This window comes from Aliiroseovarius sp. F20344, from assembly GCF_023016155.1.
Lineage (GTDB): Bacteria > Pseudomonadota > Alphaproteobacteria > Rhodobacterales > Rhodobacteraceae > Aliiroseovarius.
The window spans coordinates 1,107,008-1,120,339 of the sequence record NZ_JALKBG010000008.1; the positions used below are offsets into that span (position 1 = coordinate 1,107,008).

Annotated in this window: 15 protein-coding genes; 5 read left to right on the plus strand and 10 right to left on the minus strand. The window is 55.8% G+C overall.

The annotated features are described in order from the left end of the window. Positions 1–33: 33 nt before the first annotated feature. Together MWU55_RS14375 and MWU55_RS14380 are read left to right on the plus strand one after the other, a co-directional pair. Complete coding sequence (locus MWU55_RS14375) at positions 34–654, plus strand: hypothetical protein (protein ID WP_246937186.1); 621 nt, start codon at positions 34–36, stop codon at positions 652–654. Positions 655–973: 319 nt separating this feature from the next. After that, complete coding sequence (locus MWU55_RS14380) at positions 974–1,915, plus strand: AEC family transporter (protein WP_246937188.1); 942 nt, start codon at positions 974–976, stop codon at positions 1,913–1,915. A gap of 193 nt (positions 1,916–2,108) precedes the next feature. On the opposite strand, the gene MWU55_RS14385 is transcribed toward MWU55_RS14380, so the two are convergent. Then, a complete protein-coding gene (locus MWU55_RS14385) occupies positions 2,109–2,462 on the minus strand; it encodes a helix-turn-helix domain-containing protein (protein ID WP_246937190.1) in 354 nt (117 codons plus the stop codon). A 95-nt stretch (positions 2,463–2,557) separates the two neighbouring features. On the opposite strand from MWU55_RS14385, the gene MWU55_RS14390 reads away from it, so the two are divergent. Beyond that, positions 2,558–2,845, plus strand: a complete 288-nt coding sequence (locus MWU55_RS14390; protein ID WP_246937192.1) for a putative quinol monooxygenase — start codon at positions 2,558–2,560, stop codon at positions 2,843–2,845. A 21-nt stretch (positions 2,846–2,866) separates the two neighbouring features. Continuing rightward, positions 2,867–3,880 carry a zinc-binding alcohol dehydrogenase family protein gene (locus MWU55_RS14395; protein ID WP_246937194.1) on the plus strand — a complete coding sequence of 338 codons (1,014 nt, stop codon included), beginning with the start codon at positions 2,867–2,869 and terminating at the stop codon, positions 3,878–3,880. Positions 3,881–4,132: 252 nt separating this feature from the next. Here MWU55_RS14395 and MWU55_RS14400 read toward each other — a convergent pair whose 3' ends face one another. After that, positions 4,133–4,375 carry a histidinol dehydrogenase gene (locus MWU55_RS14400; RefSeq protein ID WP_246937196.1) on the minus strand — a complete coding sequence of 81 codons (243 nt, stop codon included), beginning with the start codon at positions 4,373–4,375 and terminating at the stop codon, positions 4,133–4,135. A 70-nt stretch (positions 4,376–4,445) separates the two neighbouring features. On the opposite strand from MWU55_RS14400, the gene MWU55_RS14405 reads away from it, so the two are divergent. Further along, complete coding sequence (locus tag MWU55_RS14405; RefSeq protein WP_246937198.1) at positions 4,446–5,291, plus strand: recombinase family protein; 846 nt, start codon at positions 4,446–4,448, stop codon at positions 5,289–5,291. Between the two features lie 335 nt (positions 5,292–5,626). Here MWU55_RS14405 and mog read toward each other — a convergent pair whose 3' ends face one another. The 8 genes from mog to MWU55_RS14445 form a co-directional block, all read right to left on the minus strand. Beyond that, complete coding sequence (gene mog / locus MWU55_RS14410) at positions 5,627–6,175, minus strand: molybdopterin adenylyltransferase (protein WP_281501869.1); 549 nt, start codon at positions 6,173–6,175, stop codon at positions 5,627–5,629. After that, positions 6,165–6,680: a cyclic pyranopterin monophosphate synthase MoaC gene (gene moaC, locus MWU55_RS14415; RefSeq protein WP_246937199.1), complete on the minus strand. Its 516-nt coding sequence runs from the start codon at positions 6,678–6,680 to the stop codon at positions 6,165–6,167. Before moaC ends, mog begins: the two co-directional genes overlap by 11 nt. Then, a complete protein-coding gene (locus tag MWU55_RS14420; protein ID WP_246937202.1) occupies positions 6,681–7,442 on the minus strand; it encodes a HesA/MoeB/ThiF family protein in 762 nt (253 codons plus the stop codon). 1 nt (position 7,443) lies between these two features. Next, positions 7,444–7,698, minus strand: coding sequence for a molybdopterin converting factor subunit 1 (gene moaD / locus MWU55_RS14425; protein ID WP_246937204.1), 255 nt, complete (start codon positions 7,696–7,698; stop codon positions 7,444–7,446). Between the two features lie 2 nt (positions 7,699–7,700). Further along, complete coding sequence (moaA, locus tag MWU55_RS14430) at positions 7,701–8,723, minus strand: GTP 3',8-cyclase MoaA (protein WP_246937206.1); 1,023 nt, start codon at positions 8,721–8,723, stop codon at positions 7,701–7,703. Continuing rightward, positions 8,713–9,240 (minus strand): DUF2478 domain-containing protein, encoded by a 528-nt coding sequence (locus MWU55_RS14435; protein ID WP_246937208.1) that lies wholly within the window; start codon positions 9,238–9,240, stop codon positions 8,713–8,715. Before MWU55_RS14435 ends, moaA begins: the two co-directional genes overlap by 11 nt. Next, positions 9,237–10,502, minus strand: coding sequence for a gephyrin-like molybdotransferase Glp (gene glp, locus MWU55_RS14440; protein ID WP_246937210.1), 1,266 nt, complete (start codon positions 10,500–10,502; stop codon positions 9,237–9,239). The genes MWU55_RS14435 and glp overlap by 4 nt, the downstream gene beginning before the upstream one ends. 84 nt (positions 10,503–10,586) lie before the next feature. Beyond that, positions 10,587–13,256 (minus strand): molybdopterin-dependent oxidoreductase, encoded by a 2,670-nt coding sequence (locus MWU55_RS14445; protein ID WP_246937212.1) that lies wholly within the window; start codon positions 13,254–13,256, stop codon positions 10,587–10,589. Positions 13,257–13,332: the final 76 nt, after the last annotated feature.

Sequence of the window (13,332 nt, forward strand, 5' to 3'; positions counted from 1 at the left end):
CGCCTGATTGGAGTATCAACCACGGAGGATACTATGCGGAACACTGCCAAACTTATTGCGCTTGGACTGACCTGTTTTGCCAGTTCAGCCACTGCCGATGTGCTACCTTTGAGCTGGGCAATGCCGAGCGGCATGCCGCCCGGGCCAATTGATGGAAGCAAGGTCATGCTAGAGCGAAGTGCCGCTGGTGCGGCCATGATCCTCGAGACCTCGGAACTTAAACCCGGCCATGCTATCACGGTATGGTTCGTTGCGATCCAATCGCCTGAAAACTGTGCATCCAATCCATGCACACCGATGGAGGCTATGGGTATGGTGGACAAAATGAACTCCGTTGCAACAAACGCTGGTGGAACGGTCGTTGCGGCCGACGGGTCAATAAGGGTTCAAGGCTTTTTGCCTGTGGGAGAGGTCGCCGGTAACTTCTATGACACAACCTTCACTGCTCCTGAGACAAGTGAATACCATATCGTTGTTCATGATCACGGGCCCTTGATCCCGGAACTTGCAGCCGATCAGATTTCGTCTTTCAGAGGGGGATGCACTGCTGAAAGTGTGCCTCCCTTCTATCCTGATAGCTCACGCACGGATGGCGAGGGAGGTCCTAACAGCTGCATTACCCAACAAGTTGCATTGTTTGTCCCGGCCAGTTGAACTTCGATAACCGACCTTGATACAACCACGTTGTAAGACGGCTTTGTCCCGCGACTTACCAGTTGATGCGATGTGCAGCGAAAGTCGATTCATCCGAGACCGGCCCTCGGTTCAGATCGCGGCGAAGGTGTCAGGAGAGCCCAATTTGACCGATGCCGCACTGCATATGAACGTTTGGTTATTCACAAACACAGATCCTGGATTATACAAATGACTGGACGCTTCTGCCCTTATCATTACAAAGTAAATAGTTAGCTCTAATACCTTAGCATCTTCAACCGGACGTTTGTTGGAACGGGCAATTTGGTGGACGCCACATATGACGACAGTCCTTTCGACCACAGGCACCATCTTTTTCATCATTGCTATCGGGTATCTTGCGGTTGATCGGAAAGTGTTCTCCCGCGACGCCCTGCAGGTTCTGGGAAAATACGTGGTAAATCTGGCATTGCCTGCTCTCATCTTTCGGGCTCTGTCAGGGCGTGGGGTGAGCGAGATTTCGAACGCCGGCTATCTCGGGGGGTACCTTTTAGGTTCCTTGACCGTTTTGATGGTCGGCTATCTCGTATCCAGAACCTTTTGGAAGACGAGCCCAATCTCAAGCACGTTTGATGCCACCGGAATGGCTTGTGCAAATAGTGGATTTGTTGGTTACCCGTTGCTTGTCATGGTGCTTCCTTCGATTGCGCCAATTGCGTTGGCGCTGAATATGGTGGTCGAGAACTTGGTCATCATTCCACTCGTGCTCGTTCTGGCGGAACGAGCAAGCGCGCCAACCTTGAGCCGTCGATCATTGGCAAAGCTCATCTTTCATCGAGTCAGTACTAATCCCATAGTATTGGCTATGGTTGCAGGCATCGCCGTTGCGGTATTCAATATCCCGATACCACCCTTCGCATCCAACGGAATCGATCTGATCGCACAATCAAGCGTGGCCGTTTCATTGTTTGTAATTGGCGGTACCGTTACCGGAATTTCCTTTAAATCCGTTGGGAAGCGAGTCGTCGGTGTGGTCTTCGGTAAACTGGTCTTTCTTCCAATCGCTGTTTGGGTGGGTTTCAGCATCATGGCATTGGTCGGAGCAGGTGTGGATGACCGGGATTTACAAAAGGCTGCAATCATCATGGCCGCGACACCTGCAATGTCGATCTACCCTGTCTTGGCACAACGATACGGGCAGGAGGAGCAAGCAGCGACAGCAATGCTGCTAATGACTGCAATGTCGTTCTTTACAATCAGCGGGCTCTTGTACCTGCTCTGATTCAAGAGGCTGGCAACAAAATAGATTGCATTTATTGCAGCGTGCAGCAGTCATTTTGTGAGGTGTAGCGAAAACCCTTATCGTCCCGGATGTTGTGTGAGTTCGGTTTGTTCTCCCCGCTGTGGCGTACGAGAACGACCATTTCTTTTGCTACCGCAATCAAGATAAAGCGGTGCGAACACTCACCTGAAGCCTAGCCACGCCGGTGGTTTTGCCCCCAGGCGTGCAGAGCCTCGACAACGCCCCTTAGCTGCTGGCCCTTGTCTGTCAGGCTGTAATCTACACGAGGTGGGACAACCGCGTGAACCTTGCGATGTACAATCCCATCGGCTTCCATCTCGCGCAGCTGCTTGGTCAAACTGCGCTGCGTGACGTTCCCAACCCGACGTGACAACTCATTAAAGCGTAGGGTTTCACCAAGCAGGTGATAAAGGATCAACCCTTTCCACTTGCCGGCAATCTGTTCCAGCGCAGCCTCGACCGGGCATCCTTCGCTACAATCATAGTCTTTGAACCGATGGCGCGTATCCACAATTACAGTATCCATTTAGTACCTATACGCATTATTTGTGCGTACTTGCATGTTTTCAACCACAGTTGCATCTCTCATGAACAAACAGAAATGTCAAAAGGATTACCGACATGACCCTTACTATCCTCGCACAAATCACGGCAGCCGAAGGCAAAGTAGACCTTGTGCGTAATGAACTTGAAAAACTGGTTCCAATCACGCGTGCCGAAGCTGGTTGCCTTCAGTATGACCTGCATGTGGACAACGAAAATCCCGGCTTTTTCGTCTTCTACGAAAATTGGGAAAGCCGCGAACTTTGGCAGACGCACATGAACGCACCGCATCTTAAGGCTTATATGGATGCAACCGACGGGGCGGTCACACAGTTTGTTCTGAACGAAATGTCAAAAGTTGCCTGAATGAACAAGAGGAGATCTGATATGAAAGCTGTTGGATATAGAGAGGCCGGATCGCTCGACCGTGATGATGCGCTGATCGACTTCGAACTCGACAGGCCGACGCCCGCGGGCCGTGATTTGCTGGTTCGCGTGCAAGCTGTGTCGGTTAACCCGGTTGATGTAAAAATACGGCAAAACCGTCCTCCTGAAGGAAAGGAGCCAGCCATTCTTGGCTGGGATGCCGTTGGCGAAGTCATTGAAACGGGTGGCGATGCGTCATTGTTCAAGGTTGGCGATGCCGTTTGGTATGCGGGTGCGATCGACCGCCCCGGCACCAATTCAGAATACCATCTGGTCGATGAGCGCATCGTTGGAAAAAAACCGCCTTCTGTGAGCCCCGCCGAAGCAGCTGCACTCCCACTGACAGCATTGACTGCCTATGAAATGTTGTTTGACCGCCTCCAAGTCACCAAACCGGTACCCGGAGCCGCACCTGCAGTTGTAATTATCGGCGGTTCGGGCGGCGTTGGGTCCATTGCCATTCAACTATTGCGCGCCAAGACGAACCTTACGGTGATCGCAACGGCATCCCGACCGGAAACGCAAGCCTGGGTCAAAGAATTGGGCGCGCATCATGCGATCGACCATTCCAAGCCGCTGGCGCCACAGATAGAAGCCCTTGGCCTTGGGCAACCGGGATGGGTGTTTTCAACCACACATACTCATCAATATATTGATCAGATTGCGGAGCTTATCGCACCCCAGGGTCACTTCGGTTTGATCGACGACCCTGAGACTCTGAACATCATGCCATTCAAAACCAAGGCGGTATCGAGCCATTGGGAATTGATGTTCACGCGATCTCTGTTTGGGACACCTGATATTCAGCGCCAGCATGACATCCTCAATGAGGTGGCAGAGCTATTGGATGAGGGAAAAATAAAATCTACGGCAACTGAGACTATCGGAAAGATCAATGCTGCCACGCTGAAACGCGCGCATGAGATTATCGAGACCAACAAAGCCAAAGGAAAGCTGGTCCTCGAAGGGTTCTAATACAATCAAACGGCACGGCGAAAACCGTGCCGTTTGACACTGCGCGTGTCGAAAGAGCCGCCATTGGTGTAGTTGCGGCCAAAGTGTGCTTTGTCCCGCATTGCAGTCGTCGACGGCAGGGGATACGAAAGGCAGGTTTTCGCAACAAATAGATGAACGGCGTTGTGGCAACGAACCATGAACCTCGATGAAGGGGTGTTATGTGAACCGCCTTAGGGTTGAGCAGCTGCCCGGAATGCCCACACCGCTCTGTCAGATATCTCCCCACATTTCATCCAGATATGCTTTCATGTCAAAGTCGGGATCCCGCTCACCAAGCTTATCGGCCCTCTCCAGTATTGGGCGCAAGCGCTCCAGCAAAGGGTCCGTAGTCGTGCCATCTGCGCCATCGCCGGATTTCACGGCATTCCGCACTTGGTCTTTTTGACCATCATCAAGGTTCTCAGAAACCTGAGCGATTAGTTTCTCAAGTTCCTTGCTGTCGTCATCACTCATTTCTCTTCTCCCACCAACCAATCATGCTCTTCTAGTAGAGGCGCACGAACTCCTTTCCACAGATAATCGGATGGATGCCATCCCTGTCCAGTTGCCGCGCCAAATGTATCGAAGCCATCTTATTTCGAGAAGTCATTTTACTGATCGTGATGTAACGTCGCTCAAATTCTTGGAAGTTCTATTCAAGAAAATAGCTTCTTGGGTGTTTGGTGTCGGGATGTCGATGTTGAACCTCATTCTTGTGGCGGAGCCTAAAACGGTCGTTTTTGTCCAAATATCTACTGATACCAATGATCAACCACTTAGCTGTGACAAAAACCCCCGGCAAAACATTTGCGGTTTTGGCAGGTTTTTGTCACGATGCAGCATGATTATTGGCTATGCACGCGTTTCGAAAGAGGACCAGAGCCTTGATGCCCAAGAAGACGCTTTGAGCGGGGCAGGGGCCGAGCGTATTTTTTCAGATAAGATCAGTGGTACCAAAAGGATGCGTCCGAACCTCGATGTGATGCTCGATCAGCTTCGAGAGGGGGATGTTGTTGTGGTCAGCAAATATGATCGTTTGGCCCGTTCCCTGAAAGACCTTCTTGGCATCGTCGAAACGATTAATGAAAGGGGGGCCGGATTTCGATCCCTCGCAGAAGATATCGACACAACGACACCTGCAGGCCGACTGGTGTTTCATGTATTTGCCTCGATCGCACAATTTGAGCGTGACAGGATTTCGGAGCGAACAAAAGAAGGGCTCCTGGCGGCACGAAAGCGCGGTAGGGTCGGCGGTCGGCCCGCGGCTTTGAACTTAGAGAAGAAGGCTGAAGTTAGAAGGATGCACGATGAAGAGGGTAGAACGGTTGCTGAAATCGCGCGATTATTTGACGTGAGTGCCAGAACAATCCGACGGGCACTAAGTCTTTAGCTCGTTATCAGACAGTCGGTAACGCTACAGGCGTTCAAAGTTGGGCAGTAAGAATACATTCTTCGATCCAGCTACGCCTTCGGCCCTTAGCTGCCGTTGGCCACAACTTCTCGATGCTGCGGTGCGGCCCGTCAGACCAGACCTTCGCTGCAAGCACAAAGCCATGGCGATGACGAACTTCTGTTGTGCGGGACTTAGCCGCCAGAGAATTCAAACTCCCAATGTTGGCTTCGCGTACTTCGCGCCCCTAGCTAAATACACAATGGGCGGCTCTCGGACCCACACGGCAAACGCAAACGAGTCGGTTCGAAAGCTTCAACTCATAGTTTTCCACCTCAGTCGCGTTTAGTCGTTTTCGGCCGGTACGCATCGTATAGTGCGGGGTTGGTTTCGATCCGAGCCGCGCCAATTAGGTCGAGGCAGTAGGGAACCGCCGCGAAGACAGAGCTTAGGCACGTCGCGATCGCCGAGGGCTTGCCCGGCAGTGTGATTATCAATGTCTGGCTGCGAACCCCTGCATCCTGTCGTGACAGGATTGCCGTGGGTACTTCCTTCAGGCTGGCCAGCCGCATCGCCTCGCCAAAGCCGGGTAAACGCTTGTCGATCACGTCGTCCAAGGCTTCTGGCGTTTGATCGCGCGGTGCCGGTCCGGTGCCGCCTGTCACAAGGATCAGGTCTGCCTGGTCCACATCTGAAAGCGCGCGAAGGGCGGTTGCTACGGTGTCGCGCCCATCGGATACGATTTGGCGCTTATAGGTGAACTTTGTGGTCACAGCCTTACGCAACCAGTCTTCGGCGGCGGGTCCTCCCAGATCTTCATATTCGCCGCGCGACGCGCGGTCAGAGGCGACGAGGATTGCAATCAGAGGGTTTTCAATCGACATAATGTGTCTCCGGTGTGCATTTGGGGCTCTTTTCACTCTCGGCGTCATATCGGCCCGATTTCCCACCTTCTTTGTGCAGAAGGCGAAGCCCCGTCACAGACATACCTTTTTCAGCCGCCTTAAGCATGTCGTAAATTGTAAGCGCCGTGACCGAAGCTGCAGTCAGGGCTTCCATCTCGACCCCAGTCTGTCCCGAGGTGCCGACGGTTGCACAGATATGAATGCGGGCGTTCTTCGGGTCAGGTGTCAGATCCACAGCCACACGGGTCAGTGCCAGCGGGTGACAGAGCGGTAAAAGATCAGAGGTGCGCTTTGCCGCCATGATCCCCGCGATCCGTGCCACCCCCAGAACATCGCCTTTCGCGGCGCTTCCGGCTAGCACGAGATCCAGTGTTTCAGGGCACATATTCACATAGGCTTCGGCCGAGGCCACACGATGGCTGTCAGGCTTGCCCGATACATCCACCATATGCGCATGTCCTGAGGCGTCGAAATGGGTCAGCATTCAGCAGCCCTCCTGATGTGATCCACCACACACGGGGCAGGCGGGATCCTGGGCAACGTTTAGCAAGCGTTGTTCGTTCCACAACGTATCAATCAACAGCAGTTTCCCCAGCAGAGAGGCACCGGCGCCGGTAATGTGTTTAATCGCGTTCAACGCCATTGTTGCGCCAACTACGCCGGGTAGCGCGCCGACCACGCCCTTGTTCTGAGCCGGTCGTTCTTCAACTGCTTCAGGGAACACGCATGCAAAGCATGGCCCGCCTTGTGCCGGATGATACAGCCCAACATGACCCTCCCAACCGGATATGGCACCGGACAGCAGAGGGACGCGGGCCTTAAAGCAGGCGTGGTTCAGAACATAGCGGCCTTCCAGATTGTCGGTGCAGTCGATGACAAGGTCATGCTGACCGACAAGCGAAATGGCTTCTGCATCATAGATACGAACGGGATAGGTCGTGATCTCGATTTCAGGATTGAGATCGTGCAATCGCGCCAGCGCTGATTGTGTCTTGGGTTGATCTAGCCAGCTTGTCGAATGCAGCACCTGTCGCTGCAGGTTGGACAGCGAAACGACATCGTCATCGGCGATGCTAATATGGCCGATCCCTGCAGCCGCGAGGTACAGCAGAACAGGTGCGCCCAGACCGCCAGCGCCGACGACCAGCACGCGGGCTGCTCCAAGGCGGTCCTGCCCTTTATGTCCGATCTCGGGAAGGATGTGGTGGCGCGCGTAGCGGTCTTCGGAAAGGGAGGCGTCCAGCATCTTAGCCTCCTGTCATCGGGGGGAAAAGCGCCACCTCGTGCACGCCTTCGAGCGGGGCATCAAATTGCGCAAGATCCTGGTCCAGCGCGACACGAATGGCCGAAAGATCTGAGAAGGCCGCAGCATAGCGGGGTTCGCGTTCAGAAAGCTCTGAGATCAGGTCAGAGACGTTCTGCGCGGTGCTCTCAACTTCCTCTCTCGGCAGGCCGATCCGTTCCCGAACCCAGGCAAAATATACAACATCATAGGTAGCCATGGTTATCCTCCTGTGTGGTTCATTCCGCGCGCGACACCGCCCGAGACGTCATCCGCGCCATAAGAAAAGTCGTGGCCCTCTGGTTTGCACCATAGGGCATTGCGGATCGCCCTGTGGACGTCCGAAACATCATCAGACTCGCGCAGTGCTGGCCGCAGATCGCACGAGCCCTCGCGGCCGAGGCAGGTAAACAATTCCCCGCGGCAGTTCACGCGGACGCGGTTACAGCTTGCACAGAAATTGTGGCTCATCGGTGTGATGAAACCGATGCGTTGCTGGGTGCCAAGCACATCGCAATATCGCGACGGTCCGCCGGTGCTGAAGGGGGTGTCGCGCAGGGTGAAACGTTCCTCAAGCATCGTGCGCAACTCGCCAAGGGGCCAGTATTGCCCAAGCCGGTCTTCGGTACCAACGTCGCCCATTGGCATCACTTCGATGAAGGACACATCGCAGCCGCGCTCCAACGCCCAGTCCACAAGTTCCGGGATTTCGGCGTCGTTGAACCCGCGTAGCGCCATCGTGTTGATCTTGACGTGCAACCCTGCTGCGCGCGCGGCCTCGATGCCTTGTTGAACCTGAAATAGACGGCCCCGGCGTGTGACATGAGCAAACTTTTCGGGGTCGAGCGTATCAAGCGAGACGTTGATCCGGCGCACGCCGTTGGCGGCAAGCGCAGGCGCAAACCGTGAGAGCTGTGTGCCATTGGTCGTCAACGTCAATTCACCCAACCGACCAGTTGCCACCTCTTGGCCAAGTGTTTCGATCAGCGACATGATCCCGTGGCGGACAAGGGGTTCGCCACCAGTTAGCCGCACCTTGCGCACGCCAAGGTCGATGAAGGCGCTCACCAGTTTCTCAAGCTCTTCGATCGAAAGAAGCTCGCGTTTTGGCAGGAATGTCATGCGTTCAGCCATGCAATAGGTGCACCGTAGATCGCAGCGATCCGTCACCGAAAGACGCAGATAGTCTACCTTGCGCCCGAAGCTGTCGGACAGGGTTTGAGGGGTGCGGGTATCAAGCGGCATGACGGGCCTCGATCACATCATCGAACCACGTCAAAATGGTGCTTTGATCCATCGGAAGGTCACAGGACAGACCCGCTCCGAACGCACGCCATTCGTCTTCATAAGTCGGGCGCACCGCGCTCAACACGGGAACGCCCCGCATCATGGCTTGGCCGATCAGATCACGAAAGCCGCGCCCTTCACTTTCACCGCGCCCAAATCGGTTCAGGATCAAAAGGTCCGTGCCTTGATCCATTTCCGTTTGCAGATAGGCCGCACATTCGGCAAGCGCGCCGGGATGCAACCGGCATCCGTGCGAGCCGTTTCCAAGAGGTTGCGATATCCGGAAGGTCCGTGCCTTGCCGATGGCATGCAGATCCATATCTGCGCAGTGACACTCTCCTCGCATCTCTCCGCGGGATTGCAGCACGCCCCGCACACGATAGCCATTGTTCAATAGAGTCGCTGCGACATCAGCCAGAAGGCCGTCAATTTCGCCGGTGTCAAAGCGGATGGCGGCAAGCATGGGATAGGTCATTGTAAATCTCCTGCGGAACAGAATGGTTGCCAGTGCAGGCAATCCCCTGGCGCGACACTGTCGGTTTCAGCCGGGACGATGGCCAAACCGTCAGCCTCGGCCAGGGGAAAGAGCGTGGCCGAAACGCTGGCGCCAAGGCGCTCTAGGATCGGCAGTCCTTCGGGACTGTGTTCCGTGAGTTTCACAGGAAAGACCTCTGCACGCCCTGCTTTGCGCGCCCACTCGAAACCCGAGCTGGCGCGGTTGGGGGCAAACTTCGCGGATCTGGCACCTGAAAGCCGGGCGATCTGAGGCGCGGCGAACAGATGGAAGCCCACGAAGCTCGCGAAGGGGTTGCCGGGAAGGCCGGTGACAATGGTTTGGCCCAGTCGCCCGAAAGCAATGGGTTTGCCCGGTTTGATCGCCACGCGCCAACCGTCCAGCGTGCCACCCGCAGCGACAAGCGCGTCACGAATGTGGTCGCGCCCCCCGATCGAGACCGCGCCGGACGTCAGCACAAGTTCAAACTGATCCCGGATGTTTGCGAAGGCTTCGGTGGTTTTGCCCAGATCGTCGGGCAGGGTACCAAGATCCGTCACCTCGGTGCCCAGTTGTGCGCAAAGCGACATCAGCATCGGTCGGTTCGCATCGTGGATCTGACCCGGACGGCGCTTGCGCGTCGCCAGTTCGTCACCTGTTGAGAAGACGCCAACCCGGATGCGCCTGCGCACCGCACAGGTGTCGATGCCATTGGCGGCAAGCAGTCCAACATGACGCGCGGCGATGCGCTGACCCGGGTGCAACAGAACGGCCCCTTTGGGCTGGTCGCTTCCGGCGCGGCGAATGTTGTCGCCATCACGTGGCGTCACGGTAAACTCTACGGTTTCACCAGTTACTTCAGACATTTCGAACATGACAACCGCTTTCGCCCCAGAGGGGATCGGCGCCCCGGTGTAGATGCGTGCAGCGGTGCCGGGCGTCAGGTCGGATGGTGCATCGCCTGCGGCGATCTCGGACGAGATTGGCAAGCGGTTTGAATTCAGAAGATCCGCGGCATTGACGGCAAAGCCGTCCATCGCAGAGTTGTCAAAGAAGGGCATCGCCTCAGTTGCCACCACGGTTTCAGCGGCAACGCGCCCGGCACATTGGAAGATGGTCACCTCTTCGGTTTCGGCAACGGGTGTGATCCCGTCCAGAGCCAGTGAAATGGCGGCATCAAGCGGCATAAGGCGTTGCTTGACGCTGTCGCATCCGCACCCCGTATCTTCCATCTTGTCCAGCATCACTTCCTCCGGCGCTTATAATCTCATTCTGCTCTTGGCAGGTGTAGGAATGAGAGGGCAGCAACGCCGCCCTCTCTGGTTTTGTTACTTGGCGTCCGCCGCGTTCATCATCAGATATTCCATGACAAGCTCGCGTTCGCTGTCTTCAAGACCTGCACGTTCGAACATGGAGGGCACGATGCCTTTCCACTGTTGCTGGGTGTAGTGGGTCACTTCACGCGGAGCGTGGCAGACTGTGCAGCGTTCGAAGAACATCTTCTCACCCGGTGTCATGTCGGCATAAAGCGCCGCTGTCAGGTCATCGAGACGTTCAAGACCAAGCTTGTCGTCATCAATCGCAGCGACCTCCATGTCATCAATGATTGCTGGCGGGTGATACGCCATGTTCGGACCTTCCGGGTCTTCACATTTGCGCATCTCGATCAGCGTGGTGTTCGCCGTGGTCGCTTCCGACAAACCCGAGGCACGCTGGGTCGAAGTCAGGAAGTTTGCCAGCCCCGAGTTGTCGCGGCCTTTGCTGTCCAGCTGCGGCCAGCCACCTTCATAGATCGAGACCACACCCGGCATGATGTCTTCCGACACAACCGCGCCTGCGATGACCGTGCCGCGCTCGTTGTAAAGCTCGACCAGATCGCCGTCTTCGATGCCACGTTTGGCGGCATCTTCCGCGTTGATCCGCACCGGTTCACGCCCCTGGACCATGTAGAGGTCACGCAGCCGTTCCGAGTTTGCCATCTGGCTGTGCAGACGGAACCACGGGTGGGGTGATACGACGTGCAGCTGGCCTTCTTTGGCGTTGCCGAGGTATTCGTGTTTCTCCATCCACATCGGCATACCGGGGCAGTCGTCAAGCTCCATGTCAGCGATGGTGTCGCAGAACATCTCGATCTTACCCGAGGTTGTGTGCAGCGGGGTCGCCTCGGGGTCTTCGTAAAAGGCTCCGTGGCGGGTCCATTTGCGGGCCTCGGCGGGCACCGGCATACGGGCATAGCCTTTTTCCCAGAATTCCTCGAACGGGATCTCTTTCGCGGCGCCGGATGCTTCATAGGCGAGCTTGATGTGGTACATCTTGTCTTCGCCATCGGTGAACTGTGCCCAAAGCCCCAGTTTGTCGGCCAGACCCTCGAAGATTTCATAGTCCGGTTTGCTGTCCCCAACTGGTTCAATCACCTTCTTCATCGCGTAAACACGATCGTTCGAGTATGTGCCGCCCGAAGTGATATCGTCCTGTTCCAGCGTCGAAGAAGCCGGGAACACGATGTCGGCCCAACGGGTTGCTGCCGTCCACCAGACGTCTACGCAGACAATGGTTTCGACTTTCTGCAGCGCGCGGATCAGCCGGTTGGTATCCTGCTGGTGCGACATGAAGTTGTTGCCCGCGTTGAAGATCATCTTGATGTCGGGATAGGTATTGGTCTGCCCATTGTAAAAGAAGTCTACATTTGGGTTTTCCAGCGCCTCGGTGATACGCGAAGCAGGCACCACTTTCTTGATGAAGTTTCGGCCCTGGCTCATGCCAACCGGCGTGGCGTTGCCACCTTGGGGCATCCCGCCATTGCCATAATGCCAGCTGAAGCCAACGCCTTGACCCGGCTTACCGATTTTACCCAACAGCGCCTGGAAATTGACGATTGACCAGTATGCCATTTCACCGTGCTGCGCACGTTGGATGGCCCACGAACCTGCAATGGCAGTTTTCGAGGTGGCAATGGTTTCACAGAGATCTTTGATCTGCTGCGCTTCTATGCCGGTAATCTTCGACGCCCATGCCGGGGTTTTCGGTGTACCGTCGGTTTCACCTTTCACATAGGCAATCCATTTGTCGGCACCGACCGTGTATTTCGCCATATACTCTTTGTCGTCCCAGCCGTTTTCCAGCGCGTGATAGGCCATGGCCAGGAACAGCGCGGTGTCGGTGTTGGGGACGATCGCAGTACGCTCAGCACCGAGGTATTCGTCGGTTGCCGTATGCTGCGGGTTGATCGAGATGAACTTCACGCCGTTGTCACGGATCTCTTCCCAGTGGGCATACATGCCGTGGTCCGCAACGCGGTATTCGATCCGGTTGTTTTTGATCGGGTCACAACCAACCAATACGAATACTTCGGTTTCGTCACGGATGGTTTCCCAAGCAGACTGAGCGGAATAGACTTCCATGTCACCGATGATATGCGGCATGACAACCTGACCCGCACCGGCAGACCAGTCGCCCGCGGTGTTGGTGCAGCCACCCATGAGGTTCAAAAGACGGCCCTGAAGCACGTTGGGGCGGAACACGCCTGCATTCGACCAGCCGCCATAGGACGAGCTGAAGATCGCTTCGTTGCCATGGTTTGTGGCGGTGTCCAGAAGTGCCTTGGCCGCAAGGGACCATGCAGTATCCCAGTCGACGCGAACCCATTCTTCTTTGCCGCGAAGCTCGGGTTTGGTGTCGCCGGTTTCCCAGCCTTCCAAGTAGGATTTGCGCACCATCGGGTAATTGACGCGGGTTTTGTCATAGGTCCGGTCCATGACGCCATAGGTCAGCATCTCGGTCGGGCGGGCATCCAGCTCCATCATGGTGTTGATGCCGATAAGTTTCCCGTCACGCACGACGGCCTCGAACGGGCCATAGTGGCTGGCGTGGAATGTACGACCCGAGAACGAGTTCGGGTCGATCGAAGCAAGCGCGGTAGTTCCGAATAGGGATGTCGCGCCGAATGCAGCAGCGCCCCCTTGAAGGAACGCACGGCGGGTTGGGTTCTGGAGTGTCATTGGGTTTCCTCCTTGGACAATCTCGGGACGAGTGTGTGCCTACGAGGGTTCCGCCACGTTGACTCCAAGCAATTTG

Bases quoted from the DNA above. Each gene is read 5' to 3' on its own strand.
- MWU55_RS14375 (WP_246937186.1), top strand. From the start codon at position 34: ATGCGGAACACTGCCAAACTTATTGCGCTTGGACTGACCTGTTTTGCC.
- MWU55_RS14380 (WP_246937188.1), top strand. From the start codon at position 974: ATGACGACAGTCCTTTCGACCACAGGCACCATCTTTTTCATCATTGCT.
- MWU55_RS14385 (WP_246937190.1), bottom strand. From the start codon at position 2,462: ATGGATACTGTAATTGTGGATACGCGCCATCGGTTCAAAGACTATGAT.
- MWU55_RS14390 (WP_246937192.1), top strand. From the start codon at position 2,558: ATGACCCTTACTATCCTCGCACAAATCACGGCAGCCGAAGGCAAAGTA.
- MWU55_RS14395 (WP_246937194.1), top strand. From the start codon at position 2,867: ATGAAAGCTGTTGGATATAGAGAGGCCGGATCGCTCGACCGTGATGAT.
- MWU55_RS14400 (WP_246937196.1), bottom strand. From the start codon at position 4,375: ATGAGTGATGACGACAGCAAGGAACTTGAGAAACTAATCGCTCAGGTT.
- MWU55_RS14405 (WP_246937198.1), top strand. From the start codon at position 4,446: ATGGATGCCATCCCTGTCCAGTTGCCGCGCCAAATGTATCGAAGCCAT.
- mog (WP_281501869.1), bottom strand. From the start codon at position 6,175: ATGTCGATTGAAAACCCTCTGATTGCAATCCTCGTCGCCTCTGACCGC.
- moaC (WP_246937199.1), bottom strand. From the start codon at position 6,680: ATGCTGACCCATTTCGACGCCTCAGGACATGCGCATATGGTGGATGTA.
- MWU55_RS14420 (WP_246937202.1), bottom strand. From the start codon at position 7,442: ATGCTGGACGCCTCCCTTTCCGAAGACCGCTACGCGCGCCACCACATC.
- moaD (WP_246937204.1), bottom strand. From the start codon at position 7,698: ATGGCTACCTATGATGTTGTATATTTTGCCTGGGTTCGGGAACGGATC.
- moaA (WP_246937206.1), bottom strand. From the start codon at position 8,723: ATGCCGCTTGATACCCGCACCCCTCAAACCCTGTCCGACAGCTTCGGG.
- MWU55_RS14435 (WP_246937208.1), bottom strand. From the start codon at position 9,240: ATGACCTATCCCATGCTTGCCGCCATCCGCTTTGACACCGGCGAAATT.
- glp (WP_246937210.1), bottom strand. From the start codon at position 10,502: ATGCTGGACAAGATGGAAGATACGGGGTGCGGATGCGACAGCGTCAAG.
- MWU55_RS14445 (WP_246937212.1), bottom strand. From the start codon at position 13,256: ATGACACTCCAGAACCCAACCCGCCGTGCGTTCCTTCAAGGGGGCGCT.